We start from the raw sequence: 22,813 nt of genomic DNA, 5'->3' as shown, positions 1-22,813 counted from the left end.
ATCAAAGTGGAACTTATTTTTCCGGCAGACGCCCAAAAACAGGACATCAGAGGAACATCATCCACAAATGGAGTGAAAAAATGATCAAAAAAACCTTAGCCGCTGCAATCGCCACCGCCGCTTTGTTCAGCGCCGGTGCCGCCATGGCTGATCGTCCCGGTGCGGGCTGGGTCACCATTGAAAAGGCTATCGAGATCGTGAAAACCAAGGCCGGTTACGTCGAAGTCTATGAAATCGAGGCCGACAATGACGGCTACTGGAAAGGCGAGGGCCGCAAGGCCGACGGTTCGGTATATGAGTTCCGCATCGATGGCGCCTCGGGCAATGTATTGCGTGACCAGAAAGACTGAGTTCACCCAGCGATAAACCATGCGCAGGCCAACCGCCTGCGCATTTTTTTACCTCAGTTGAGCCCTCCGTGAGGTTGGGTTACCGGATCCAGCTGGCGGCCCATTTCGCAAATCAGGAAGGCGATCGAATCGGCATTGCGCAATATCGTGTCGATGCGTGGATGCGGGTTGGTCGGGCTGAGAAATGCCGTTCGCGCGTCCTCGAGATTCCTCGTCCCCGTGGTCTTGAGAACTTCCCTGCGCACATGTTCCATGCCCTCAAACTCGTCGATATCGAGCCACTCCTGAAGGTTGTCGCTCCAGCGCGAAAACAGCTCTTCACGGCGCGTGGACAGTGACAGTGCTTCGCGCTGAAATCGTGTCTGTACCTGTTTGCGGGCAGCTCCATAACCGGTCACCGTAGCAATCAGATCAGCAAACGGGCGCCGCGCTTCCAGGGAGGCAATGTCGACGGTCTTGCTGAACTGATGGGAAAACTCGTGGATCAGCGTCGCTGCCCGTGCATGCCCGTCAACATTGAACGGTTCGGTCAGGCCTGTGTTGTACCAATCCAGCCCTTGATTGAAGAACTTTTCGGTGAAGTGGACTTTCTTGAGTAAATCGCCACCCAGCACAAAGGCGATTACACCCGAGCTGCTGTGTCTGTTCGAGCCGACCACAAAGCGACTGGTGTTCAACAGGTCTTCTGTTGGATCGACCAAGGCATCACAGATCGGCACGATGGCCTGCTTCAGCTTGTCGAGAATGTCGGCATCAATCCGTTGCACGTCAAAAAAAGACTTGAGAAAAGTATCGAGGCGGGTGCCCGGCACATAGTTTCTCAGCTGCGCAAGATTGTGCAGGCTGTTGAACGCGTAATGCCGGGCCAGATCAATTGCCTCGATCAACATGCGGGCTTTTTCCGGATGGCGGGCGCGGATTTCCTCCATGCCTTGCGCTTCGATATTCAGCATGTACCGCGCCTGGCGATGGGTGGCGTAATGGTTGAACATCGTCGACATGGCCTTGCCGAAATGCACGGTATGGCGATCCGGGTCCAGCACCAGTTGCCGGGAAGCGGTGTGTTGCAACACCGGGCCTGGCTGCTCGGCGCCTTTGATCTGCCAGACGGCTCCCGGCCGCTCCACGGGATAGACTTTGCCGGCGATAGGGGCGTAAGTCGCTTTGGTTGTCAGATCCTGATACGTGCCCTCGGCAGCATCGTGAGTCAGATCCTTCAGGGCGATAGTCGGAGCTTCGAATGTCTGCAGCGAGGCGCGCAGCGGATCGGTCGGCTTTGTCTGCGCAAGGACGGGGGCGCTCAGCGTGGTTGGCTGCGGTGGTTGCGGCGCTGCCACGGTTTGAGATTCCAGACGTGACTCCAGCGCCAGTCGCCCGAGACTGATCATCTGCGCTGCGCCGGCGACAAAGGTTTCCAGCGCACGTTTCCAATGGTGATCCTGCAACGCTTCGGCCGAACCCATGAAGTCCTTGTAGCTTTGCCAGAGAAACTGCACATAGGCGAGTTTACCCGGCAGCAGGCCCCGGATCTGCTGGATGCCGGAACTGAACAGGTGCTTCGCGGCGTCCCAATCCACCTGCGCCGATGGCAGCGAATGGCTGCTCAGCAAGTGTGGCAACAAGGCCAGATTGTCGTCGAACAACTGCAGCAGCAAGTTGCCGTTGATCGGGGTGGTGGCCAGGGTCATCTCGCTCGTCTGGCCGCTGCTCGCCTTGAACAACGCGCTGAAGATCGAACGCTGACCTTCCGGCAAGCGGCGCAGCAGCAGGTCCTGCAGTGAGCCCGGCGTATTCAGCGCGGCGATCACTGCCGCCTCGTCCTCGAACTCACTGAATGCGTGTTCTCCATGGTAGGGCGCATAAAGCACCTGAGGGCCGGGTTTTTCCGCAGGGCCGATCAAGTACAGCCCCAGCGCCTTGATCGCTGAGGCTCCGGCGGTCTTGATCAGCGCCAACGGCCGGACAATCGCATCGGCCCCTTGCACGGTCGCACGAGCGACGGCATCGGGCATGTCGAGCACCTGTGTAATCAAGTCGAAGGCTTTTGTCGACAAGCGTTGTTGCAGTTGTAACTGATGGGCATGTTGCAGCAGTTGCCAGGGTAGTTGCTGGATGAAACGCAGCTTGCGTTGTTCGGCGTCGACGTCATTCGCGGACAACACCGTGGTGATCTTATTGGCAAATGTTGTCGCAACGTTCAAGGACAACAGCAGGCTTCTGACCGCTTGCTGGTCGAGTCCCGTCGGTAGCTCCCGGTCGGTGCTCGAGCTGAGGGTGAATGCAGTGTCCTGGGCAATATGCGCATGGTTCAAGGCGAAATCGGTCAGGCTCATCGCGGACCCGATCAGGGGTAGCGCCGGGGTGACGGTGATCTGTTCGGGGTCGAGATCCTGCCTGTGCAAGCGGGTGCTCAGCAGCGTTTCAAGCGTCTGCCTGATGTAATCACGCAAGGTTGGCAGCGCATGGAGATAATCCTCGTCGTCGATGACGCTGTGCCGCCACTGTTCCAGCAGTTCCAGGTGCAACTGCTGATCTTCAAGCCTGGCCATCCCCAGCCAGGCAGGCAGTGAATGCTGCTTGCCGAGTGCCATCGCCAGAGCGGTGGCGCGTTGCAGGTTGGTCTCAACGACTTGCTCACTCAACGTCTTGAGGATCTGATGTTCCCGTGGCTTTGGCCAATGGCGGCCCCGTACCTGTTCACAGCGCTGGAGAAAGTGTTCGATCGCTGATTCGGTGCGATCCTGCAGGACATTGCCGCTGATCAGCTGTAACCGTCCCAGCGTGTAGCGTTGATGGAACCTCTGGTGCTGTGGTGAAAGGTTTTCCAGCAGCACCAGGCGTTTTTGCGGATCCAGCAGCCGCTGGCTCAAAACCTGTCTGGCGTGCTCGATCGAGCGGAAGACTTCCAGGCCCAGAGCCGGGGTCCACAAGATCGCGCGTCCGGAGTGCTGCGTATCGAGGCCACCGCGTTCCGTGAGCAGGACGCAGTTGGCCAGCGGCAGCACTTCGCTCTCACCGGCGACCTGTAACGTCAATGACCAGGCATCCGGCCGAATCCCGTTGAGTGCCTTGCGGCGGCTGCGATCCGGGTGATCCGGATTGAACACGGTGTCGACCAGGGTTTGTGCATGACGGCTTAGCGTTCCGTCCAGGACTCTCAACCGTGCTTCGCCATTGATGCCAACAGACAGGGCGTGCGCCAGCTTCGCTGCGATACCTTGCAGGTAGGTACGCTGCAGCGCTGTGACGGTCAACGGCTGGGCGGCGAAGTCTGCGGCGATGGTTGGCATGATGCTGGCGAACTTGCGCACTTCGGCTGCGGCGGTGTCCGCCAGCACCCTTGAAGGCAATGGGTTGCCGGTGAGCATCGGCCGGGTGCTCCAGCGCCCGCGAGCATCCAGGGTGACAAGGCGCTCGTGGAGCATCGAGCGGATGTCCAGGGCCTTATCGAACAGTGCGCGGATATCCACGACGCCGTCGCTGTGCCGGGACAACTGCAAGGCATAGTCGATGTTCTGTCGTTGCTTGGTGATGATCAATTCGAGCAGTACGCTGAACACGTCTCCGGCGATCGATTTGCCGGAAACCTGCGGCCGGTCGAAACCGAGGAAGCGCTGGCGCTCGTCGAGACTCAGCAGACCATAGAGTTCGTCTTCGTGCCCGGGGCTGGCGAACTTGCCGAGCAGCATGGATTTTAGATCTGCGTAGTCCTTGAGCACCTGCAAGCCGTGCGTCGGGGTATACAGGCAGCTTTCGGAATGGCCGATCATCAGCGCGCCGGCCAGCTCCACGAAGTTTGCCTGGTGCTCCCATAACCGCACGGTTTCCACGGCCGCGCGAGGTGCCAGACTTTCACTGAAACCCAGCGACGTCAGCAGGCTGTCGAATTGGCGCTGATCGATGATGCCAGCCTCGCGTTTGAGCAAAAAGTCCGCCAGCGCCTGCTGCCGAATGATCTGCGCCAATACGTCGCGCCGCGAGGCCCCGTCAGCACTGGGCCCATTCCAGTAGCGCTCCATTTGCTGGTACAGCAACACCAGCAGTTTGCCTGATGCCGTGGTGACGGCTGTCTCCCAGTGTTGCTGATCACTGGCCTGGAAAGTCCGGTCGGGGTGCGAAAACTCATGGGTCTGGCCAACCGGCCATCCGGTGTGGCGATAGTGCAACAGCAGCGCATCGCCAAGCGACAGCGCTTCAAGCCCATGCCGCGAAGCGAGGTCGGTCGATGCCGGGCCGGTGGCAGTCGTGGTCGCGTACAGGTTCACGCGCGTGCGTGTCTGATCGACGCCGCGCATCGTTGGCGTCAGCAGTGCGTCGACTATGGTCTGGAGCAGACTGCCAAGTTCGGGCAGTTGCATCAATTCATCAAGCATCGCTTGCGTGTTGAGCTGCTGGCAATGCTCGATGACGGCGCGTTGATCTTCGAAGATATCGCCTTCGACGAGCTGGTAGGTCACGCTGATGCCGTGCTGTTCTGCCAGTCGTTTGCGTTGGGAAAAGGCGAGGAACGCCAGCAGTCGGTCGTCCTCGCTGGCGCTGTTCAGCTGCTGTTCCAGGTGCGCGGTCAGGGCGGTGAGGCTGGCATGTTTTTTCAGCCCGGCGAAAGGTGTGTACAACAGGATCCCGTGATCATCCGGGGTGGCACTGAGTATGAAACTGCCGGCTAGAGGCACCGCTGGCGCACCAGCGGTATTGAGCAGGATGCGCTGGGCAAGCATGGGCGGGGTCTGCTGACTGCGCAGTGCGTGGGTCGCCAGTTGCACGTGACTCAGCCATTGAAAGTCAGCAGTCGACAAGTGATGGAGATTGCCGAGTTCGCGCCACGATCCGGGGGAGTTGAGGATGGGCTGGAACAGCAGGGGAGGAATGGGAGCAGGCATCATCGGGTCTCGTTCAGGGCACCGTCCGGTGCACCGGTAAATTGAGACACGAGACTAAAGACCGGATCGATTACAGAGGTGGTACATAGTTACCGCACCAGCGGCAGCGCAATGTGCTAGCCGCGACAAGCCGGCACCACAACGGTTGACAGCACCCGTACCGGGCGTGGTTAATCGCTGGGCAAGCTGTTCGTACGCTGTTGTTCCCTCCAATAATTAGTCTGGAGCTTCAGATGTCTGCGCCACACGATTGCGTGTCTTCCCCCGTTGCGTCCACACTCTCGCTCGAAGCGCTGACGCAATTGCTTGAAAAGGTTTTCCTGCGCCACGGTACGTCGGCGTCCGTCGCCCGCACTCTGGCTGCCAACTGCGCCGGTGCCGAACGCGACGGTGCGCACAGTCATGGCGTGTTCCGTATCCCCGGATATGTTTCGACCCTCAATAGCGGTTGGGTCAATGGACAGGCTGTGCCGCAAGTCGAGGACGTAGCCTCGGGTTTCGTGCGAGTCGATGCCGGCAACGGTTTCGCCCAGCCGGCGCTGGCCGCTGCTCGTTCGTTGCTGGTGGAGAAGGCGCGCAATGCCGGGATCGCGGTGTTGGCGATTCGCAACTCGCATCACTTTGCGGCGCTGTGGCCGGACGTCGAGCCGTTTGCCGAAGAAGGGCTGGTGGCGCTCAGCGTGGTCAACAGCATGACCTGCGTGGTGCCGCATGGCGCCGATCGGCCGCTGTTCGGCACCAACCCGATTGCCTTTGCCGCGCCGCGGGCCGGTGGTGCGCCGATTGTCTTCGATCTGGCGACCAGCGCCATTGCTCACGGTGATGTGCAGATCGCGGCGCGCAAGGGCGAACGTCTGCCCGCCGGAATGGGCGTGGACGGTCTCGGTCAGGCGACGCAGGATCCGAAGGCCATTCTTGAGGGCGGCGCACTGTTGCCATTCGGCGGCCATAAAGGTTCGGCATTGTCGATGATGGTCGAGTTGCTGGCGGCGGCGTTGACGGGTGGCAATTTTTCCTTCGAGTTCGACTGGACGAACCATCCCGGGGCCAAGACCCCGTGGACCGGGCAGTTGCTGATCCTCATCGACCCAAGCAAATCCGCCGGGCAAAGTTTTGCCGAGCGCAGCGAAGAACTGGTGCGGCAGATGCATGGGGTGGGGTTGAAGCGCTTGCCGGGTGATCGTCGGCATTTGCAGCGCGCGCGGTCGCTGGCCGAGGGGATTGTGCTGGAGGAGCAGACGCTGGCGCAGTTGCGCGAATTGGCCGGGGAATAATTGTCAGATAACCCATGTGGCGAGGGAGCAAGCTCCCTCGCCACAGGTTTTTTGTCAGACGTCGATCAACGACGACCGAGCAACAAGCCCACCACCAGACCGAAACCGGCGGAAATCGCTACGGTCTGCCATGGATGGCCGCCAATGTAGCTCTCGGTGGCCTCGACCGCCGGTTTGGTGCGCTCACGCACGCTCGAAACAGAATCCAGCGCCTGTTGCAGTTTCAGGGCGATTTGTCCGCGCAGGGTCTCGGCTTCTTCGCCCACCAGTGAGGCGCTGCTCTTGAGCAGTTTGTCGGACTCTTCGATCAAAGCCTGAAGTTCGCTGAATGCCTGATCCTTGATTTGGTCTTCGACGGCTTGCACGCGGGATTTGCGGGCCATTGGGTGACTCCTTGCAGATGGATGAACAGTGATCAATGGAGTGTGGCGCTGACTGAAAAGTTGCACTGATTTTAGGTGCGAAAGAAAAACCTGCGCGGGAGATTTCCCTCGAGCGTGTAAGATGTCGCCATTTTACGCAGCAGGTATTTCCCCATGAGTTTCAATCTGGCCGACAAATCCCTCGCCGAGCGCGCAGCGCTGGAAGACGAGAAATCCCGTCTGTTCGAACTCTGGCAGAACAATCTGGGCAAAGCCAAAGGCGAAGCCGCGCGGTTGTTCGGCGAACGCTCCAAGCGCAAGGGCAAATGGGCCGAGTGGGTGCGCGCCGAGCTGGATGGCATGTCCCCGCCGGAATTCGCCAACATGGTGCGCAGTGAAGTCAATCGACTGATGGCAGCCAACAAGTAACACGCGCCTCAGTCCGCGTTGAAACACCCGACAATCGCCTCACGCACCTTGATCACTACCGGATCGATCTGCGTGCTGGTGCGCCAGCCCAGTTCGATCGGGTAACGCGGCAACGCCAGCGGGCAGGGCAGCAGCACCAGTCCGCTGAGCTCGGCAATGGCCTGCGCGGCATGGCGGGGGATGGTTGCCACCGCGCCGCTGCCCTTGAGCAGATGCGGCAGCGCGGCAAAGTGCGTGGTCGAGGCGCAGACCCGCCGGCTCAGACCCAGCGCCGCCAGGCCTTCATCGGTGATGCCGATAAAACCGCCCGAGGACACCAGAACGTGCTCGCGGGCGACGAACTCCGGCAAATCGATGTTCTGCTGGCCGGGCGCCAGACTGCCCGGATCGACCAGACACGCATAATCCCCTTCACCCAGCACCTGACGACTGAGCAGACGCTCGGCGAACCCACCGGCGGTGATCGCCAGGTCGATGCTGCGTTCCATCAGGGCGCGGGCGACGATCTGGCTGTGGGTCTGGCGGAAGATCAGCCGTAGCTTGGGAGCGCTGCGAGCGATGGCTTCGATCAGGCGCCGGCCATAAGCGATTTCGAAATCATCCGACAGGCCCACGGTGACTGATCGGCCGTCATAGTGGTGGGCCGCCGGATCGACCATCGCCAGGCTCTGCCGACATTTGTTCAGCGCCTCGCTGACCACCGGTTTCAGTTGATTGGCCTTGAGTGTCGGCGCCAATCCGCGCCCGGTGCGTACGAACAATTGATCGCCATACATCTCACGCAATCGACGCAATGCTGCGCTGACCGCCGATTGCGTCACGCCCAGACGCAGCGCCGCACGGCTGGCGCTGGACTCCTCATGCAAGGCTTCGAAGACTTTCAGCAGGTTGAGGTCGACGGTTGCGATATTCATTTGGTTCATATCATTCAGCAGTGAGTCGGTCTTTATTCATGATCCCGCGCCGCCGCAGAATCGGCAACACTTGAACCCGATGGAGTGAATGTAATGCCCAAATCAATCGTCGCCGCCCTGCAGATCGGCGCCTTGCCCGGTGGCAAGGGTGAAACCCTGGAACAGATCCTGAGCTGGGAAGACGCGATCAGCGAGTCCGGCGCGGCACTGGTGGTGATGCCTGAAGCGTTGCTCGGTGGCTATCCGAAAGGTGAGGGCTTCGGCACGCAGTTGGGCTATCGCTTGCCCGAGGGGCGTGAGGCCTACGCCCGCTACTTCGCCAACGCCATTGACGTGCCGGGGGCAGAAACCGAGGCACTGGCCGGTTTGTCGGCGCGCACCGGGGCCAATCTGGTGATCGGCGTGATCGAGCGTGCCGGCAGCACGTTGTATTGCACGGCGCTGTATTTCGATCCGCAGGCAGGGCTGGTGGCCAAGCATCGCAAACTGATGCCGACCGGCACCGAACGGCTGATCTGGGGCAAGGGTGATGGCTCGACGCTGCCGGTGCTCGACACACAGGTCGGCAAACTTGGTGCGGTGGTGTGCTGGGAAAACATGATGCCGCTACTGCGCACGGCGATGTACGCCAAAGGCATTGAAGTCTGGTGCGCGCCGACCGTGGACGAGCGCGAGATGTGGCAGGTCAGCATGCGTCACATCGCCCACGAGGGCCGTTGCTTTGTGGTCAGCGCCTGTCAGGTGCAGGCTTCGCCGAACGAGCTGGGCGTGGAGATTGCCAACTGGCCGGCGGATCGGCCGCTGATTGCCGGCGGCAGTGTGATTGTCGGGCCGATGGGCGATGTGTTGGCGGGGCCGTTGCGTGGCGAGGCCGGGTTGCTGACGGCTGAGATCGATACTGATGAGCTGGTGCGGGCGCGGTACGACTATGACGTGGTTGGCCACTATGCGCGGCCGGATGTGTTTGAGCTGAGTGTCGATGAGCGGGCCAAACCGGGGGTGCGCTTCACCGCATAACCTCAGGACTGACACATAACCTGTAGGAGTGAGCCTGCTCGCGATGGCGTCTGATCAGCCAACCCCTTTATTGACTGACGTGACGCTATCGCGAGCAGGCTCACTCCTACAGGAGACTTGTGTGTTTAGTGGGTTACCACGTCGCAGCAGTGGCCTTCGGCAAACTCAGCTTGCCGCTGTCGACAAATCGCATGGTGCCGAACACGCCGCCCGCGAGTTTGCCGCGCAGTACGTAGGGCAGGTTGTCGAGGGTTTGTGTCTGGCTCAGGCCGAGGGTCTGGCGCAGTACCGAGAACGCGGAAACGCTGACCGGCACGCTGACCACGGTTTCCGAGAAGCGCGGGATCGAGCCGGTCTGATCGCTGACGCCCGAGGCCAGTGGACGGCCATTGACCTCCAGATCCAGGGCGATGCCGTTGTAATCGATGGCCGTCTCATTGGGGTTCTGCACCCGCAACTTGATCGCGAAACGCACTTCCAGATCCTGGCTCGGCAACGGTTCGAGGCCGACCACGTTGATGTTCACTGGATCGCGGTTGGGAAACAGCGCGCAGGCGCTCAGGGACAACAGCAGCAGGGACAGGATGACGGCGTGGACGCGGCGCATAAACAGTCTCTCAACGAAAAAGGGCTGAACCGTTGCCGGCTCAGCCCTTTTTTCATGGCGCAGCGTCAGCGGTTCAACTGTGCGACCGCCGCTGCCGTTGCAGGTTCAGCTTTGGCCGGCAGATCGGGGTTTTCCATGACCTGCAGAATCGACGCTTCCGGATCGAAATTGTCTTCTTCCAGCTCAATGAATTCTTCCGGCAGGAAGATATTCAGCACGATAGCGCACAACGCACCGACGGTGATCGGCGATTCGAAGATGTTACGCAGCGCTTGCGGCAACTCGCGCAGCACTTCCGGCACGGCGGCAATGCCCAGGCCCATGCCCACCGAGATCGCCACGATCAGCATGTTGCGCCGATGCAGGCCGGCCTCGGCGAGAATTTTGATCCCGGCCACTGCCACGGTGCCGAACATCACCAGTTCCGCGCCGCCGAGTACCGGTTTAGGCATCAGTTGCAGCACCGCGCCGATCATCGGGAACAGCCCCAGCAGCACCAGCAGGCCGGCGATGAAGAACGCCACGTAGCGGCTGGCCACGCCAGTCAACTGGATCACGCCGTTATTCTGCGCGAACGTGACCATCGGCATGCTGTTGAACACCGCTGCCATCGCCGAGTTGAGGCCATCGGCGAGCAGACCGGATTTGATTCGGCGGATGTACAGCGGACCCTTGACCGGTTGCCGCGAGATCATCGAGTTGGCGGTCAGGTCACCGGCTGCTTCCAGCGGCGAAACCAGGAAGATCACCGCCACCGGCACGAACGCCACCCAGTCGAAATTGAAGCCGTACTTGAACGGCACCGGCACGCTGACCAGCGGCACTTCGGGCATCGAGGCGAAATCCACGGTGCCCATCAGCCAGGCGACCACGTAGCCGAGGGTCAGGCCGATGACGATCGCACCCAAGCGCAGAAACGGCACGTCGACGCGGTTCAGCACAACGATAGTGCCGATCACCAACGCGGCCAGAAACACATGGCTGGCGGCGCCCAGATCGGGCGCGCCGAAGCCGCCGGCAATGTCGGTCATCGCCACTTTGATCAGCGACAGGCCCATCAGGGTGATGATGGTGCCGGTGACCACCGGAGTGATCAGCATCCGCAGTTTGCCGATGAACTGGCTCAGCACCACTTCGATGAACGCGGCGAAAAAGCACACGCCGAAAATCGTCGAGAGGATTTCATCGGTACCGCCGCCCCGGGCCTTGACCATGAACCCGGCGCTGAGAATCACGCTGATAAAGGAAAAACTGGTGCCTTGCAGGCACAACAACCCGGAACCGACCGGGCCGAAACGCTTGGCTTGAACGAACGTGCCGAGGCCCGAAACGAACAGCGCCATGCTGATCAGGTACGGAATTTCACTTTGCAGACCGAGGGCGCCGCCCATGATCAGGGTCGGGGTGATGATGCCGACGAAGCTCGCCAGCACGTGTTGCAGCGCGGCGAAGACGGTGGCGGTGAGGTGCGGACGGTCGTTGAGGCCGTAGAGCAGATCGTTGTTGCGCGGGACTTTTTCAGAGGCGGTCATGGTGTTTTGCGCGCCGTAAGGCGGGGCCGGGTCAGAAAATGGAGGCGCAGGATGCCGCAAGAGGGCGGCGAGGGCAACGAGCAAAAATTGCCTGAAAGGTCAAGAAAAACGGGGTTTGAACTGGTTGCCGTTTCTGTGGTGAGGGGATTTATCCCCGATGGACTGCGTAGCAGGCCCAGCTCCTGAATACCAAAGAGCCGGGCCGCTCGCGCCCATCGGGGATAAATCCCCTCGCTACAGGGTTATTTGCTGGCAGAAATTTTTCAGGTGAAGGCTGCGAGCAAATCCTCCTCAAACGCCTTCTGCGCATCCCCCGGCACCTGCGCCCGGTGCCGGGCCAGATGAAACGCCACTTCGAAACTCAATTCCCCAGGCCGCAGCGCGCGCAGCAAGCCCTTGTCCTCCCAGACGCGCGCGTAGTGATCGGGCAGATAATCGACATGCTTGCCGGAGAGAATGAAGGCGAGGGTGCCCTCGACCTGCTCCGAACGCGCGGAAAAGCGTTTGTCCGGGAACGGCTCGCCACTGCGCATGAATCGATATGGATGATCCACCCGATCGCAGACCTGCAACGCCGCGTCATCCGGCGCATCGACGCTGAACAGCGAATGCCCCTGCGCGCAATACAAATGCTGGGTTTCCCGGAACAGCTCGCGGTAATCGAAAGCACTCTGCACCTGGGAGAAATAACCGATGGCCAGATCCAGCCGCTGTTGCAGCAGCAAGCGCTCCATCTCCCCGGGCATCGCGCTGATCAACTCGATGCGCACCGACTCATCGCGCTCGCGAAAGCGCCGGATCGCGTCCGCCACCCGCAGCAGCACCGACTGATCAACTGCCTCGGACAGGCCCAACCGCACCTCACCGATCAGCCGTCCAGCGACGCCGTTGGATTGATGCCGGAACGTCTCGATGGACTGGAACAGTGCGCGAATCGCGATAAGCAATTGCTCACCCTTGGGCGTGACGCTGAAACCGCCCTTGCCCCGGCTGCACAGGCGATAGCCGAGGCGGGTTTCCAGCTTGGCCATTTGCTGACTGATGCTGGACTGGCTCAGGCCCAGCTCACCTTGCGCCGCGCTGAAGCCGCCACATTCCACGACCCGCACAAACAGGCGCAGCAACTGCAAATCGAGGTCGTGAAGCTGACCGAGCATTACATTACTCCGGGATAAACTCAGGTTAACAAACTTGATATTTCTGCAATGTATCCGACGGCGCATCCTGCCACCACTTCCTCCGGTCAGGTGTTCGTCATGGCTCCCGTGTTCAAGCTGTGTTTTCCCGCGCTGTTGTTGTCCGTGGTCATCCAGGCACAGGCCGAGGATAAAACCCTCAATCTCTACAGCTGGGCCGATTACGTGCCGGCGCAGACGCTACAGCGTTTCGAGCAGGAGACCGGCATTCATGTGCGCTACGACACCTTCGATACTTCCGAGGTGCTGGAAACCAAACTGCTGACCGGCGGCAGCGGTTATGACGTGGTGGTGCCGTCGTCCAGCGTGCTGGCCCGGGGTTTGGCAGCAGGCGCGCTGAAGGAAATCCCGCATCAAGGCCTCAAGGGCTACGCCAACCTTGATCCCGATCTGCTGGAAAAACTCGCCGCCGTCGATCCCGGCAATCGCTACGCCGTGCCCTATACCTGGGGCACACTCGGTTTGGGGCTGAACGTCGAAGCGGTGAAAAAGCGCTTGCCGGACGTGCCGCTGAACAGCCTCGATCTGCTGTTCAAGCCCGAGTACGCCAGCAAGCTCAAGGACTGCGGGATTGCCGTGCTCGATTCGCCGCAGGAAGTTATTGGTCTGGCGCTGCATTACCTCGGCAAGGATCCCTACAGCACCGACAAGCATGATCTGGCCGCTGCCGAAGCCTTGTTGCAGAAACTCCAGCCGTCGGTGCTGTATGTCGCCACCGGCCGGCAGATCAACGATCTGGCCAATGGCAGTGTCTGTCTGGCGCTGACCTACAACGGCGACGTGAGCATGGCCGCCGATCAGGCGCACAAGGCCAACAAAGCCTACGAAGTCGCCTACCGGATTCCGCGCGAAGGCACGTTGATCTGGCAGGACAATCTGGCCATTCCCAAGGACGCGCCAAACCCGCAAGCGGCGCGGGCGTTCATCGAATTCATGCTGCGCCCCGAGTCGGTGGCCGAGCTGACCAATACGCTGTTTTTCGCCACCGCCAACCAGGCCGCGACGCCGCTGGTGGATGAGGCGGTGCGCAACGATCCGGACATCTATCCGCCCGCCGAAATGCGCGAACGCCTGTACGCCGACCGCAGCATGAGCCTCAAGGACATGCGTCAGCGCACGCGTCTGTGGACCACTTTCCGTAGCCATCAATAACAAAAGGAGCACACCGATGGACGTGCCGATGCTCAATGACCAAGCCATGACCCGCGACAGCCTGTACGGCACGAGTGCCGAAAGCACCTACGCCGGGATCACCAGTTTCATGCGTCGTCGCTACAGCCGTGATTTGCGCGGCGTCGACGTGGCGGTCAGCGGGGTTCCGTTCGACACCGCCACCAGCAACCGCCCGGGCGCACGCTTCGGCCCACGGGGGATTCGCGCCGCCTCCACCGGGATCGCCTGGGAACGCCACTGGCCGTGGGCGTTCGATCCGTTCGATCATCTGGCGGTGATCGACTACGGCGACTGCGATTTCGATTACGGCTCGCCGCACACCATTCCGGAAAGCATCGAGGCTCACGCCGAGCGCGTTCTTCAAGCTGGCAGCGCGATGCTGACGTTTGGCGGCGACCATTTCATCACCTATCCGCTGCTCAAGGCCCATGCGCGCAAACACGGCGCGCTGTCGCTGATCCACTTCGATGCGCACAGCGACACCTGGCCGGACGAGGGCGGCAAACGCGTCGATCACGGCACCATGTTCTGGCACGCGGCCAGGGAAGGGCTGGTAGATCCGGCGCGCTCGGTGCAGATCGGTTTGCGCACCACCAATGACGATCATCAGGGCTTTGCCGTGCTCGACGCCCGCCAGGTGCATCGGCGTGGCTGCGAGGCGATTGTCGAGGCGATTCGCGCGCGGGTCGGCGATCACCCGGTATACCTGACGTTTGATATCGATTGCCTGGATCCGGCCTTTGCCCCGGGCACCGGCACTCCCGTGTGTGGCGGGCTGAGCACGGTGCAGGCGCTGGAAATCCTCGGCGGGTTGCGCGGGATCAATCTGGTGGGCATGGACGTGGTGGAAGTGGCGCCGGCTTATGACCATGCGGACGTGACGTCACTGGCAGCGGCCACCCTGGCGATGGAAATGCTCTGCCTTTACGCCGCCCGACACAAAGTCGACCTTTAAAACACCGCAAAGCCATGTGGGAGTGGGCTTGCTCACGAAAGCGGTGTGTCATTCAACGATGATGTTGGCTGACTTGACGCCTTCGCGAGCAAGCCCGCTCCCACAGGAGGTTGTATTCCAGGCAGTTGTTGCACGCTGTTTTGAGGTCGCGAGATATACAGTCGATCTTTGCCCCCCACAAAGCCAATGTGGGAGTGGGCTTGCTCACGAAAGCGGTGTGTATTCAACGATGATGTTGGCTGCCCCGACACCTTCGCGAGCAAGCCCGCTCCCACAAAAGGGCACCTGTTTTTCAGGGACATCGTGGCATACTGCCGCGCATGACTTTCGACTCTCCTTTAAGCGCCTGGCAACACGCGATCGAGCACAAGGGTTTCATCCAGGATGAAGCCCAAGAACATGCGGTCTGGGCCTTGCAAAAATGCCATGAAGCCTTGCACGCCGGTGCCCGTTTGGTCACCGGCGTGTATTTGTGGGGCCCGGTCGGGCGTGGCAAGACCTGGTTGATGGATCAGTTCTATCAGAGCCTGCGGGTGCCGGCGCGACGGCAGCACTTTCATCATTTCATGGGCTGGGTGCACCAGCGCTCGTTCCAGCTCACTGGCATCGCCGATCCGTTGCGGGCGTTGGCCAAAGAGTTGGCGGCGGAAGTACGGGTGTTGTGCTTCGACGAGCTGTTCGTCAATGACATCGGCGATGCGATCATCCTCGGTCGGCTGTTTCAGGTGATGTTCGACGAAGGCGTGGTGGTGGTCTGCACCTCTAACCTGCCGCCGGATGAGCTGTACGCCGACGGCTTCAACCGAGATCGGTTTGTCCCGGCGATTGCCGCGATCAAGGCGCACATGCAGGTGGTGGCGGTGAACGGCGCCGAGGATCATCGTCTGCATCCGGGCGCGGGCCTGCAGCGTTATTTCGTCGTGGCGCCGGGGCAGGACAGTGCGTTGCAGCCGGTGTTCCAGGCACTGAATGCCGGGCAGCCCGCCAGCGCCGAGCCGGTGCCCGTCGGCCATCGTGTGCTGAACGTGGTGCAAGCCAGTGCGACGGTGCTCTGGTGCCGCTATGCCGATCTCTGCGAGCAACCATTTGCCGCGATGGATTTCATCGCACTGTGCGACAACTATCGGTCTATTCTGTTGAGCGACGTGCCGAACCTCAGCGCGCAGAAACGCGAAGGGCGCATCGCTCGCGGCACCGAGGACGGCTCGGCGCAGGTGGTGGCCGGTGACCGTGAGTTGCCGCAACTGTCGGTGCACGACGACGGCGTGCGTCGCTTCATTGCCTTGGTCGACGAGTGTTACGACCGTAAGGTGCCGCTGTACATTGAGGCCCAGGTACCGATGGAGGCGCTGTACACCGAGGGTTATCTGGAATTCCCGTTCCGGCGCACCCTCAGCCGGTTGCAGGAGATGCAGTTGCAGCGTTTTGCCGAATCCTGAGCGAAGAGGGCGCGAGTATGAGCCAACCGCTGTCGCATCATTTACTGACCATGGCCTACCAGAACGCGTGGGCCAATCATCGCCTCGGCAAAGCCTGGAATCAGCTCGACGCCACTGAGCTGGCGGCGCCGCGAACGAGCTTTTTTCCGAGTATCCGCCTCACCCTCAATCACATCCTGACGTGCGACTGGTTCTACGTTGATGCACTGGAACGCGAGTTGCGCGGTGACGAACCGCATCCTGATTGCTATGTGTTTTTCAACCATGACGAGCCGTTTACCGAGGCCGCAGCGCTGCGTGAAGAGCAGGCGCACGTCGATCGTCGACTGATCGCTTATTGCGAACAACTGCGCGATGCCGATCTGGGGCGGATCGTCACCATCGCCCGGGAAACGCCGCAGCATGACAGTCGCTTGCGTATGCTTTCGCACCTGTTCGAGCATCAGATCCATCACCGGGGGCAGGTGCACGCGATGCTCAGCGCGACCTCGGTGAAACCGCCGCAACTGGATGAGTTTTTCTGCGTCGGCGAGAGCGGGTTGCGTGCTCAGGATTTTGCCGAGTTGGGCTGGACGGAAGAGCTGATCTGGGGGCGTTGATGCCTGGAAATGAAAAGATCCGGTTGTGGCCCGCAACATCCTCGCGGTAAGGTCGAACAGCCTTTCAGGTGCGCACTTTGCACGCCGGGGCCATGATCGGGGATGGAAATGGATTCCGCAGAAATTCTTGTGCTGCAAGCCAGTTACACCAATCCACTGCACGCCGAAGCCATCGGCATCGTGCTCAATCATTACGCAGAAGATCCCATGGGCGGCGGCCATTCGCTTGACCCGGAACTGTTGCGTCGCGTGCCGGAAGAACTTGCGCGCAGGCCTCATGCGTTCAGTGTGCTGGCGTTCGTCGGTGGCGAGCCGGCAGGGCTGGTGAACTGCTTTGAAGGTTTCTCGACGTTCGCCTGCAAGCCGCTGGTCAATGTCCATGACGTGGCGGTCGTGAGCAAATTTCGCGGCCTCGGCCTGAGTCAGAAAATGCTGCGCAAGGTCGAGGAAATCTGCCGTCAGCGCGGTTGCTGCAAGATCACCCTGGAAGTGCTCGAAGGCAACGAGGTGGCACAGAACTCCTACCGCAAATTCGGCTTCGCCCCCGGCATGTTCGACCCGGAACATGGCCGTATGCTGTTCTGGATCAAGGATCTGCAGGCATAAAAAAAGGCGCCCCGGACAGGGCGCCCAACTGTCGTCTCCGAGGCCAGAGCGGAGCCATCGGAGGTCCATCGGTTGCTCGGTGAATCAGTCGCGATAAGACTCGGTGACTTGCGCGGTCTGATCGTTGGGAACCTTCAGTTCCGGGGTTTTTGCATCGGTCGGCTGTTCGCTTGGCGCGTGGTGGACCGGGAAGTTGTCGTAGTAATGCCGCATGCGTTCGGCGCCGCCCTCGGCAAAGGCGCTGGCGGAACCGAGGGCGAGTAGCCCGGCAAGAATGGCGGTGGTGGTTTTCATGGTGCCTCCTACTGAAAAACGTCGGAGCCGTTCGTCCATGAAGCAGATCTCGGGGCACAGTGTCCCGGCGGGGAATTAACTCGGGGTTAACAGCTGTGGTGAGGGGCTCTGACGGTATGCCCTTGGAAGAGTGGGGCCGCTTTGCGACCCGTCGGGGATGAATCCCCTCACCACAGGGGGGTGTTTGAACCGGTGCGCTCAGAGCTTCCAGTCCAGGCTCAGGGTCACCGTGCGCGGGTCGCCCCAGTACACGCCGTTGTAGAAGCCGACGTTGTCGTAATACTTCTTGTCGAACAGGTTATCGACGTTCAGCGACGCCGACAGATGCCTGTCGAACTCATAGCGCGACATCAGCTTGACCACGGTGTAGGCCTCCTGGTTGATCCGCGCCGGTTCGGTGATGATCCGGCCGTTGGCGCCGCGCCCGACCGGGCGGTTAGCCGCGCCATAGACGTCGCTCTGCCAGTTCACCGCGCCACCCACGGTCAATGCGTGCCAGTTGCCCGGCAGACGATAGGCCGTGGACAGCCGCAGCATGTTCAGTGGTTGAGCGGTGTTGCTGCGCTGTTTTTCGCCGTCGACGGAGTGGGTGTAGGTGTAGCCGGCGGTCATGTTCCAGCCGCTGAGAATTTCCCCGGACACTTCGGCCTCGAAGCCATTGACCTTGTTACCCTTGCCGCCGGACTTGAAAAACTCCTCGCCGCTCACCGGGTCCGGGGGTACCGAGTTGTCACGCTCGGCGACGTTGTCCTGTTTGCTCCAGAACACTGCCGTCGCCAGGTTCAGGCGTTCGTCGAGCAGGCTGCCTTTGAGCCCGACTTCGTAGTTGCTGCCGATCACCGGGTCGAGGTAATTGCGGTTGCTGTCGCGCTTACTCTGCGGTTTGAAAATGTCGGTGTAGCTGGCGTAAACCGTGTACTCAGGCGTCAGGTCGTAAAGCAGGCCGGCGTAGGGTGTCCAGATATCATTCTGGCGTTGATGGGTGGCATCGGTGCTGGTCAGTTTTTGCTGCGCATCATAGTAGTAATCGGTGCTGGATTCGTCCCAGCTGCCATAGCGGCTGCCGATGACGGCATGCAGCTCATCGGTCAGGCTCAGGCGGGTCGCGAGGTAACCAGCCTTTTGCCGAGTGATGCCTCGCGCGCCCGGCAGGCCGGTAACGGTGTCGGCGAATTTGCCGATGTCACCCATGTATTTCCAGTCGCGGATCTTGCCGTAGTCGGCGGCTTGGGGGCTGTTGAAGGCGTAGGGCGAAGTCGAGCGGTTTTCCGCCTCGCCGTAGCCGAACATCATCTCGTGTTCGCGGCCGAACAGCTGGTACGGCCCTGACAGGTTGAAGTCGTACACGCTCATTTTCTGCGTGCCGAGCATGTGCCCCATGTAGGCCGTCATGCCGCTGCGGTCGGCCTCGGGGAATCCGCTGCCGCCGTAATAGACCTTGCCGTCGGTATCACTTTCGCGGTGGGTGTAGGCGGCCTTCAGCTTCCAGCCATCACCCAGTTGCTGGTCCAGGGTAACGAACGCGGTCTTGTCCTTCAGCGGCCAGGAACTCCAGGATGTCGCCATGTTGGTCGACCGTCCGAGGCCGGCCTTGCTGCCGTCGGCGTTCCAGTACGGCACGGTGCCCCAGGAGGTGCCCTGAACCTGCTTGTCCTGATAGTCGTAACCGACGGCAAGCACCGTGGAGTCGGTCAGATCAGCTTCGAGAATGCCGTAGCCGACCTCGCGCTGCAGCGCGTATTTGTTGCGGAACGACTGGCTGTCGCGATAGGCCAGCACCGTACGCCCGCGCAGCCGACCATCGAAGGCCAGCGGCCCGCCGACATCGACATAGCTGTAGTAGTTGTCGTAGCTGCCGCCACTGACCCCGGCCAGTGCCTGCCACTGGGCAGTCGGGCGCTTGCGCACCATGTTGATCGTCGCTGAAGGATCACCCGCGCCGGTGGTCAGGCCGGTGGCGCCGCGTACCACTTCGATGCGGTCGTAGATGATGGTGTCCGAGTCTGACTTCATGCGCCCGAAGGTGTTGAGCATTCCGTCGATCTGGAAATTGTTGATCGGGTAACCCCGCGCCGAATAGCTGACCCGATCCGAGTCGTTGTGTTGCACGACGATGCCGGTGGTCTGGCGCATGGCTTCGGATAAGGTACCGAGCTTGAAATCATCCATCTGCTGGCGCGTGACTACGGACACCGATTGCGGGGTTTCCTTGATCGACAGGTTCATTCGCGTCGCGGTGCTCATCGCGCCAGTGGTGTAGGAATCAGTGTTTTCAGTGTTAACGCCGAGGCCTTCGGCGCTGACGCTGGTGGCGTCCAGTTCCAGCGCCTGGGCGGCGGATTGTGGCGCTGTTTCAGGATCGGTTTCAGCCAGCAGATCGGGACTCAACGCCATGCTGAACAAGCCGACAGTCAGGGTCATGGAACGGGTAATGGGCGCGAACATCGCAGCCGACTCCTTGTCTTCGAGGGAAAAAATCCGTTGGTTCAAAGACGAGGTGCAGGCCGGCGATTTAGTAACAAACAAGAAATATTATTATTTGGAGATATTTCCCGACTTCGCCGAGACGGGCGAAAAGCTGCTCACGGCGCTTGCCCAATAGACGGCGGCGGGTATGCTGTTGGCCTGCCGAGGAGATAGCAATGGCCTACGATTTTGACCTTTATGTGATTGGTGCCGGTTCCGGCGGTGTACGTGCAGCGCGCTTCGCCGCCGGTTTCGGCGCGAAAGTGGCGGTGGCCGAGAGCCGTTACCTGGGCGGCACCTGCGTCAACGTCGGCTGCGTGCCGAAGAAACTGCTGGTGTACGGCGCGCATTTCGCCGAAGACTTCGAACAGTCGTCCGGTTTCGGCTGGAGTCTGGGTGAAGCAAATTTCGACTGGACGACCCTGATCGCCAACAAGGACCGCGAGATCAATCGCCTCAACGGCATTTATCGCAACCTGCTGGTCAACAGCGGCGTGACCCTGCACGAAGCCCACGCGAAGATCGTCGGCCCGCACGAGGTCGAGGTCAACGGTGAGCGCTTCACCGCGAAAAACATTCTGATTGCCACGGGTGGCTGGCCGCAGATTCCGGAAATCCCGGGGCACGAACACGCGATCAGTTCCAATCAGGCGTTTTTCCTCAAAGAGCTGCCGAAGCGGGTACTGGTGGTCGGTGGTGGTTACATCGCGGTCGAGTTCGCCGGGATTTTCCACGGTCTGGGCGCGAACACTACGCTGCTGTATCGCGGTGATCTGTTCCTGCGTGGTTTCGATGGCTCGGTGCGCAGGCATCTGCAGGAAGAGCTGACCAAACGCGGCATGGATCTGCAATTCAACGCCGACATCGCGCGCATCGACAAACAGCCTGACGGCAGCCTGAAAGCGACCCTCAAGGATGGCCGCGTGCTCGAAGCCGATTGCGTGTTCTACGCCACGGGCCGGCGTCCGATGCTGGACAACCTTGGGCTGGAAAACACCGATGTGCAGCTCACCGACAAAGGTTTCATCAAGGTTGACGAGCAATACCAGACCAGCGAGCCGTCGATTCTGGCGCTGGGTGATGTGATCGGTCGGGTGCAACTGACGCCAGTGGCACTGGCCGAAGGCATGGCGGTGGCGCGGCGCTTGTTCAAGCCTGAGCAATACCGTCCCGTGGATTACAAGATGATCCCGACCGCCGTGTTCAGTCTGCCGAACATCGGCACTGTCGGCCTGACCGAAGAAGAGGCGCGGGAAGCGGGGCATGAAGTGGTGATTTACGAGAGCCGCTTCCGCCCGATGAAGCTGACGCTGACCGAGTGTCAGGAGAAAACCCTGATGAAACTGGTGGTCGACGGCAAGACCGACAAGGTGCTCGGTTGCCACATGGTCGGCCCGGACGCGGGGGAGATCGTCCAAGGCTTGGCGATCGCGCTGAAGGCTGGCGCGACCAAGCGTGACTTCGACGACACGATCGGGGTGCACCCGACGGCCGCCGAAGAGTTCGTCACCATGCGTACGCCGGTCGGCGCTTAAGCGTCCTTCGCTTTGGCTGTGTCTGGCGCTGCCGCAACGGTAGCCGCCAGACGCAGGCTGTCTTCGAGGCTGGCCTGAGTTTTGGTCAGTTCCTTTTCCAGTGACTGATTGAGCTGCCGCTGTTCGTCGGCATCCTGTTTCAGCGTCTGACTTTCCAGCAGGGCCACGCGCAGGCGTTCCTGGAGGAGGGTGCGTTCGTTGTCGACGCGAGTGGCTTGCTCCAGCAACTGATCCTGACGCTGGTTGCTGTGCTTGAGCTGATCCTGCATCAGGCTCAGTTCGCGCTGGGTGCCACGGTTTTCCGTGAGCAGGCGTTCGTTATCGCGATGCAACTGAGTGATCTCGTCCTGACGCACCAGTGCACTTTGTTGCGCCTGGCGCAATTCCATCTGCAACTGCTGCAGCTGTCCTTCGTGACGGGCCTGCTCCTGCTCGCGCTGCTCTTTAGTGGCGTTGCGGTAATGCTCGAGAGCATCGCGGGCGTGCAGGTGTTTCTCTTCCAGCGAGCGGATCTGCTCGTCCTTGTCCTGCAGGCGCAATTCGAAATCAGCCAGCGCCTGATTGAGTCCGGCGTTGCGGGTTTGCTCGGTCTGCAGCATCGAGCGGGTTTCTTTTAGCGCTTCGGATTCCTTGGCCAGCGCCGCGCCTTGAATGTCGTGCTGTTGTTCCAGTTGCTCAAGTGCCTGGCGCACCTGCTTGAGTTCCGCTTCCAGGGTTTCGCGCTGCTCTTCGAACTGCTCGCGCGCTAGTTCGATCGGCTCTTGCGCCTGTTCTTTCAGGCGCTGGGCGAGACGCGAGACCAGTGCGGTCAGTTCGTCATTGATCGGTTCCGCGGACGCTTCGACCGGTTGGCTGCCGTCATCCAGCTCTTTCAGATAGCGATGGATCGTGGTTTTCGAACCGGTGTTGCCCAGTTCGATGCGTACTGCATCGATGCTGGGGTGTTCGCCTCGGGCCAGAATCGCTGAGCGCGCGATCTGCACCACTGCTTTGTTAACGCCACCACGGGCCATTTTAACTCCTACCATTACGTACTGTGGTACATGCCACCAAAGTACGAAGTGTACCACGCTGAAAATAAAGTTAAATGCTTGATTAATCACAGGCGGGATATACTGGTATTACCCAATGTCAGACCCCTGAATCGGTTTTTTCATCCAGCAATCAGTACGCCTGCGAGAACAC

The 22,813-nt window shown here is 60.7% G+C and carries 20 protein-coding genes; 11 read left to right on the top strand and 9 right to left on the bottom strand.

Annotated features, from left to right (window positions below; translation table 11 throughout):
• Positions 1-80: 80 nt before the first annotated feature.
• Complete coding sequence (locus tag ACM6I7_RS20830) at positions 81-350, top strand: PepSY domain-containing protein (RefSeq protein ID WP_007961867.1); 270 nt, start codon at positions 81-83, stop codon at positions 348-350.
• 53 nt (positions 351-403) lie between these two features.
• Here the strand turns inward: ACM6I7_RS20830 and ACM6I7_RS20825 are convergent, their stop codons facing one another.
• Positions 404-5,230, bottom strand: a complete 4,827-nt coding sequence (locus ACM6I7_RS20825; protein ID WP_414889212.1) for a hypothetical protein — start codon at positions 5,228-5,230, stop codon at positions 404-406.
• 233 nt (positions 5,231-5,463) lie between these two features.
• On the opposite strand from ACM6I7_RS20825, the gene ACM6I7_RS20820 reads away from it, so the two are divergent.
• On the top strand, positions 5,464-6,504 hold the full coding sequence (locus ACM6I7_RS20820) for an Ldh family oxidoreductase (protein WP_414889192.1): 1,041 nt from the start codon (positions 5,464-5,466) through the stop codon (positions 6,502-6,504).
• A 65-nt stretch (positions 6,505-6,569) separates the two neighbouring features.
• Here the strand turns inward: ACM6I7_RS20820 and ACM6I7_RS20815 are convergent, their stop codons facing one another.
• Positions 6,570-6,887, bottom strand: a complete 318-nt coding sequence (locus tag ACM6I7_RS20815; protein WP_007961870.1) for a DUF883 family protein — start codon at positions 6,885-6,887, stop codon at positions 6,570-6,572.
• 153 nt (positions 6,888-7,040) lie between these two features.
• Here ACM6I7_RS20815 and ACM6I7_RS20810 point away from each other — a divergent pair, with 153 nt between their 5' ends.
• Entirely contained in the window at positions 7,041-7,295 is a 255-nt protein-coding gene (locus tag ACM6I7_RS20810) for a hypothetical protein (RefSeq protein WP_003224595.1), read from the top strand.
• Between the two features lie 8 nt (positions 7,296-7,303).
• On the opposite strand, the gene ACM6I7_RS20805 is transcribed toward ACM6I7_RS20810, so the two are convergent.
• Positions 7,304-8,218, bottom strand: coding sequence for a LysR family transcriptional regulator (locus ACM6I7_RS20805; protein ID WP_414889191.1), 915 nt, complete (start codon positions 8,216-8,218; stop codon positions 7,304-7,306).
• Between the two features lie 84 nt (positions 8,219-8,302).
• Between ACM6I7_RS20805 and ACM6I7_RS20800 the strand changes: the two genes are divergently transcribed.
• Positions 8,303-9,226 (top strand): carbon-nitrogen hydrolase family protein, encoded by a 924-nt coding sequence (locus ACM6I7_RS20800; protein WP_097089638.1) that lies wholly within the window; start codon positions 8,303-8,305, stop codon positions 9,224-9,226.
• Between the two features lie 133 nt (positions 9,227-9,359).
• Here ACM6I7_RS20800 and ACM6I7_RS20795 read toward each other — a convergent pair whose 3' ends face one another.
• The 3 genes from ACM6I7_RS20795 to ACM6I7_RS20785 form a co-directional block, all read right to left on the bottom strand.
• Positions 9,360-9,833, bottom strand: a complete 474-nt coding sequence (locus ACM6I7_RS20795; protein ID WP_086791096.1) for an LEA type 2 family protein — start codon at positions 9,831-9,833, stop codon at positions 9,360-9,362.
• A 65-nt stretch (positions 9,834-9,898) separates the two neighbouring features.
• The gene (locus ACM6I7_RS20790; RefSeq protein ID WP_414889190.1) at positions 9,899-11,365 is read right to left on the bottom strand and encodes a nucleobase:cation symporter-2 family protein; all 1,467 of its coding nucleotides are present in this window, start codon (positions 11,363-11,365) and stop codon (positions 9,899-9,901) included.
• Positions 11,366-11,628: 263 nt separating this feature from the next.
• Positions 11,629-12,522 (bottom strand): LysR family transcriptional regulator, encoded by an 894-nt coding sequence (locus tag ACM6I7_RS20785; RefSeq protein WP_414889189.1) that lies wholly within the window; start codon positions 12,520-12,522, stop codon positions 11,629-11,631.
• Positions 12,523-12,621: 99 nt separating this feature from the next.
• Here ACM6I7_RS20785 and ACM6I7_RS20780 point away from each other — a divergent pair, with 99 nt between their 5' ends.
• The 5 genes from ACM6I7_RS20780 to ACM6I7_RS20760 all read left to right on the top strand — a co-directional run bounded on the left by ACM6I7_RS20780 (position 12,622) and on the right by ACM6I7_RS20760 (position 17,333).
• The gene (locus ACM6I7_RS20780; RefSeq protein WP_414889188.1) at positions 12,622-13,713 is read left to right on the top strand and encodes a polyamine ABC transporter substrate-binding protein; all 1,092 of its coding nucleotides are present in this window, start codon (positions 12,622-12,624) and stop codon (positions 13,711-13,713) included.
• A gap of 16 nt (positions 13,714-13,729) precedes the next feature.
• The gene (speB, locus tag ACM6I7_RS20775; RefSeq protein WP_414889187.1) at positions 13,730-14,689 is read left to right on the top strand and encodes an agmatinase; all 960 of its coding nucleotides are present in this window, start codon (positions 13,730-13,732) and stop codon (positions 14,687-14,689) included.
• A gap of 320 nt (positions 14,690-15,009) precedes the next feature.
• On the top strand, positions 15,010-16,128 hold the full coding sequence (zapE, locus tag ACM6I7_RS20770; RefSeq protein ID WP_414889186.1) for a cell division protein ZapE: 1,119 nt from the start codon (positions 15,010-15,012) through the stop codon (positions 16,126-16,128).
• 17 nt (positions 16,129-16,145) lie between these two features.
• Positions 16,146-16,727 carry a DinB family protein gene (locus ACM6I7_RS20765; RefSeq protein WP_414889185.1) on the top strand — a complete coding sequence of 194 codons (582 nt, stop codon included), beginning with the start codon at positions 16,146-16,148 and terminating at the stop codon, positions 16,725-16,727.
• 108 nt (positions 16,728-16,835) lie between these two features.
• Complete coding sequence (locus tag ACM6I7_RS20760; protein WP_098968408.1) at positions 16,836-17,333, top strand: GNAT family N-acetyltransferase; 498 nt, start codon at positions 16,836-16,838, stop codon at positions 17,331-17,333.
• Positions 17,334-17,417: 84 nt separating this feature from the next.
• Here ACM6I7_RS20760 and ACM6I7_RS20755 read toward each other — a convergent pair whose 3' ends face one another.
• Together ACM6I7_RS20755 and ACM6I7_RS20750 are read right to left on the bottom strand one after the other, a co-directional pair.
• Positions 17,418-17,627: a hypothetical protein gene (locus tag ACM6I7_RS20755; protein WP_123586250.1), complete on the bottom strand. Its 210-nt coding sequence runs from the start codon at positions 17,625-17,627 to the stop codon at positions 17,418-17,420.
• A 198-nt stretch (positions 17,628-17,825) separates the two neighbouring features.
• Positions 17,826-20,072, bottom strand: coding sequence for a TonB-dependent siderophore receptor (locus ACM6I7_RS20750; protein ID WP_414889184.1), 2,247 nt, complete (start codon positions 20,070-20,072; stop codon positions 17,826-17,828).
• On the opposite strand from ACM6I7_RS20750, the gene ACM6I7_RS20745 reads away from it, so the two are divergent.
• Both ACM6I7_RS20745 and gorA read left to right on the top strand, forming a co-directional pair.
• The gene (locus ACM6I7_RS20745; protein ID WP_155953488.1) at positions 20,059-20,229 is read left to right on the top strand and encodes a hypothetical protein; all 171 of its coding nucleotides are present in this window, start codon (positions 20,059-20,061) and stop codon (positions 20,227-20,229) included. The genes ACM6I7_RS20750 and ACM6I7_RS20745 overlap by 14 nt on opposite strands.
• A 40-nt stretch (positions 20,230-20,269) precedes the next feature.
• Complete coding sequence (gene gorA / locus ACM6I7_RS20740) at positions 20,270-21,628, top strand: glutathione-disulfide reductase (RefSeq protein ID WP_346650178.1); 1,359 nt, start codon at positions 20,270-20,272, stop codon at positions 21,626-21,628.
• On the opposite strand, the gene ACM6I7_RS20735 is transcribed toward gorA, so the two are convergent.
• Entirely contained in the window at positions 21,625-22,641 is a 1,017-nt protein-coding gene (locus ACM6I7_RS20735) for a DNA-binding protein (protein WP_027612008.1), read from the bottom strand. The two genes, gorA and ACM6I7_RS20735, sit on opposite strands and share 4 nt — an antisense overlap.
• Positions 22,642-22,813 lie beyond the last annotated feature (172 nt).

The sequence above is a fragment of the Pseudomonas sp. IT-93MI4 genome (assembly GCF_949767635.1).
GTDB lineage: Bacteria > Pseudomonadota > Gammaproteobacteria > Pseudomonadales > Pseudomonadaceae > Aquipseudomonas > Aquipseudomonas putida_A.
This window is presented reverse-complemented; position numbering and strand designations above follow the sequence as displayed.

Coding starts and splice junctions, on each gene's coding strand:
- ACM6I7_RS20830 (WP_007961867.1), top strand. CDS start 81: ATGATCAAAAAAACCTTAGCCGCTGCAATCGCCACCGCCGCTTTGTTC.
- ACM6I7_RS20825 (WP_414889212.1), bottom strand. CDS start 5,230: ATGCCTGCTCCCATTCCTCCCCTGCTGTTCCAGCCCATCCTCAACTCC.
- ACM6I7_RS20820 (WP_414889192.1), top strand. CDS start 5,464: ATGTCTGCGCCACACGATTGCGTGTCTTCCCCCGTTGCGTCCACACTC.
- ACM6I7_RS20815 (WP_007961870.1), bottom strand. CDS start 6,887: ATGGCCCGCAAATCCCGCGTGCAAGCCGTCGAAGACCAAATCAAGGAT.
- ACM6I7_RS20810 (WP_003224595.1), top strand. CDS start 7,041: ATGAGTTTCAATCTGGCCGACAAATCCCTCGCCGAGCGCGCAGCGCTG.
- ACM6I7_RS20805 (WP_414889191.1), bottom strand. CDS start 8,218: ATGAACCAAATGAATATCGCAACCGTCGACCTCAACCTGCTGAAAGTC.
- ACM6I7_RS20800 (WP_097089638.1), top strand. CDS start 8,303: ATGCCCAAATCAATCGTCGCCGCCCTGCAGATCGGCGCCTTGCCCGGT.
- ACM6I7_RS20795 (WP_086791096.1), bottom strand. CDS start 9,833: ATGCGCCGCGTCCACGCCGTCATCCTGTCCCTGCTGCTGTTGTCCCTG.
- ACM6I7_RS20790 (WP_414889190.1), bottom strand. CDS start 11,365: ATGACCGCCTCTGAAAAAGTCCCGCGCAACAACGATCTGCTCTACGGC.
- ACM6I7_RS20785 (WP_414889189.1), bottom strand. CDS start 12,522: ATGCTCGGTCAGCTTCACGACCTCGATTTGCAGTTGCTGCGCCTGTTT.
- ACM6I7_RS20780 (WP_414889188.1), top strand. CDS start 12,622: ATGGCTCCCGTGTTCAAGCTGTGTTTTCCCGCGCTGTTGTTGTCCGTG.
- speB (WP_414889187.1), top strand. CDS start 13,730: ATGGACGTGCCGATGCTCAATGACCAAGCCATGACCCGCGACAGCCTG.
- zapE (WP_414889186.1), top strand. CDS start 15,010: ATGACTTTCGACTCTCCTTTAAGCGCCTGGCAACACGCGATCGAGCAC.
- ACM6I7_RS20765 (WP_414889185.1), top strand. CDS start 16,146: ATGAGCCAACCGCTGTCGCATCATTTACTGACCATGGCCTACCAGAAC.
- ACM6I7_RS20760 (WP_098968408.1), top strand. CDS start 16,836: ATGGATTCCGCAGAAATTCTTGTGCTGCAAGCCAGTTACACCAATCCA.
- ACM6I7_RS20755 (WP_123586250.1), bottom strand. CDS start 17,627: ATGAAAACCACCACCGCCATTCTTGCCGGGCTACTCGCCCTCGGTTCC.
- ACM6I7_RS20745 (WP_155953488.1), top strand. CDS start 20,059: ATGGGCGCGAACATCGCAGCCGACTCCTTGTCTTCGAGGGAAAAAATC.
- ACM6I7_RS20750 (WP_414889184.1), bottom strand. CDS start 20,072: ATGTTCGCGCCCATTACCCGTTCCATGACCCTGACTGTCGGCTTGTTC.
- gorA (WP_346650178.1), top strand. CDS start 20,270: ATGGCCTACGATTTTGACCTTTATGTGATTGGTGCCGGTTCCGGCGGT.
- ACM6I7_RS20735 (WP_027612008.1), bottom strand. CDS start 22,641: ATGGCCCGTGGTGGCGTTAACAAAGCAGTGGTGCAGATCGCGCGCTCA.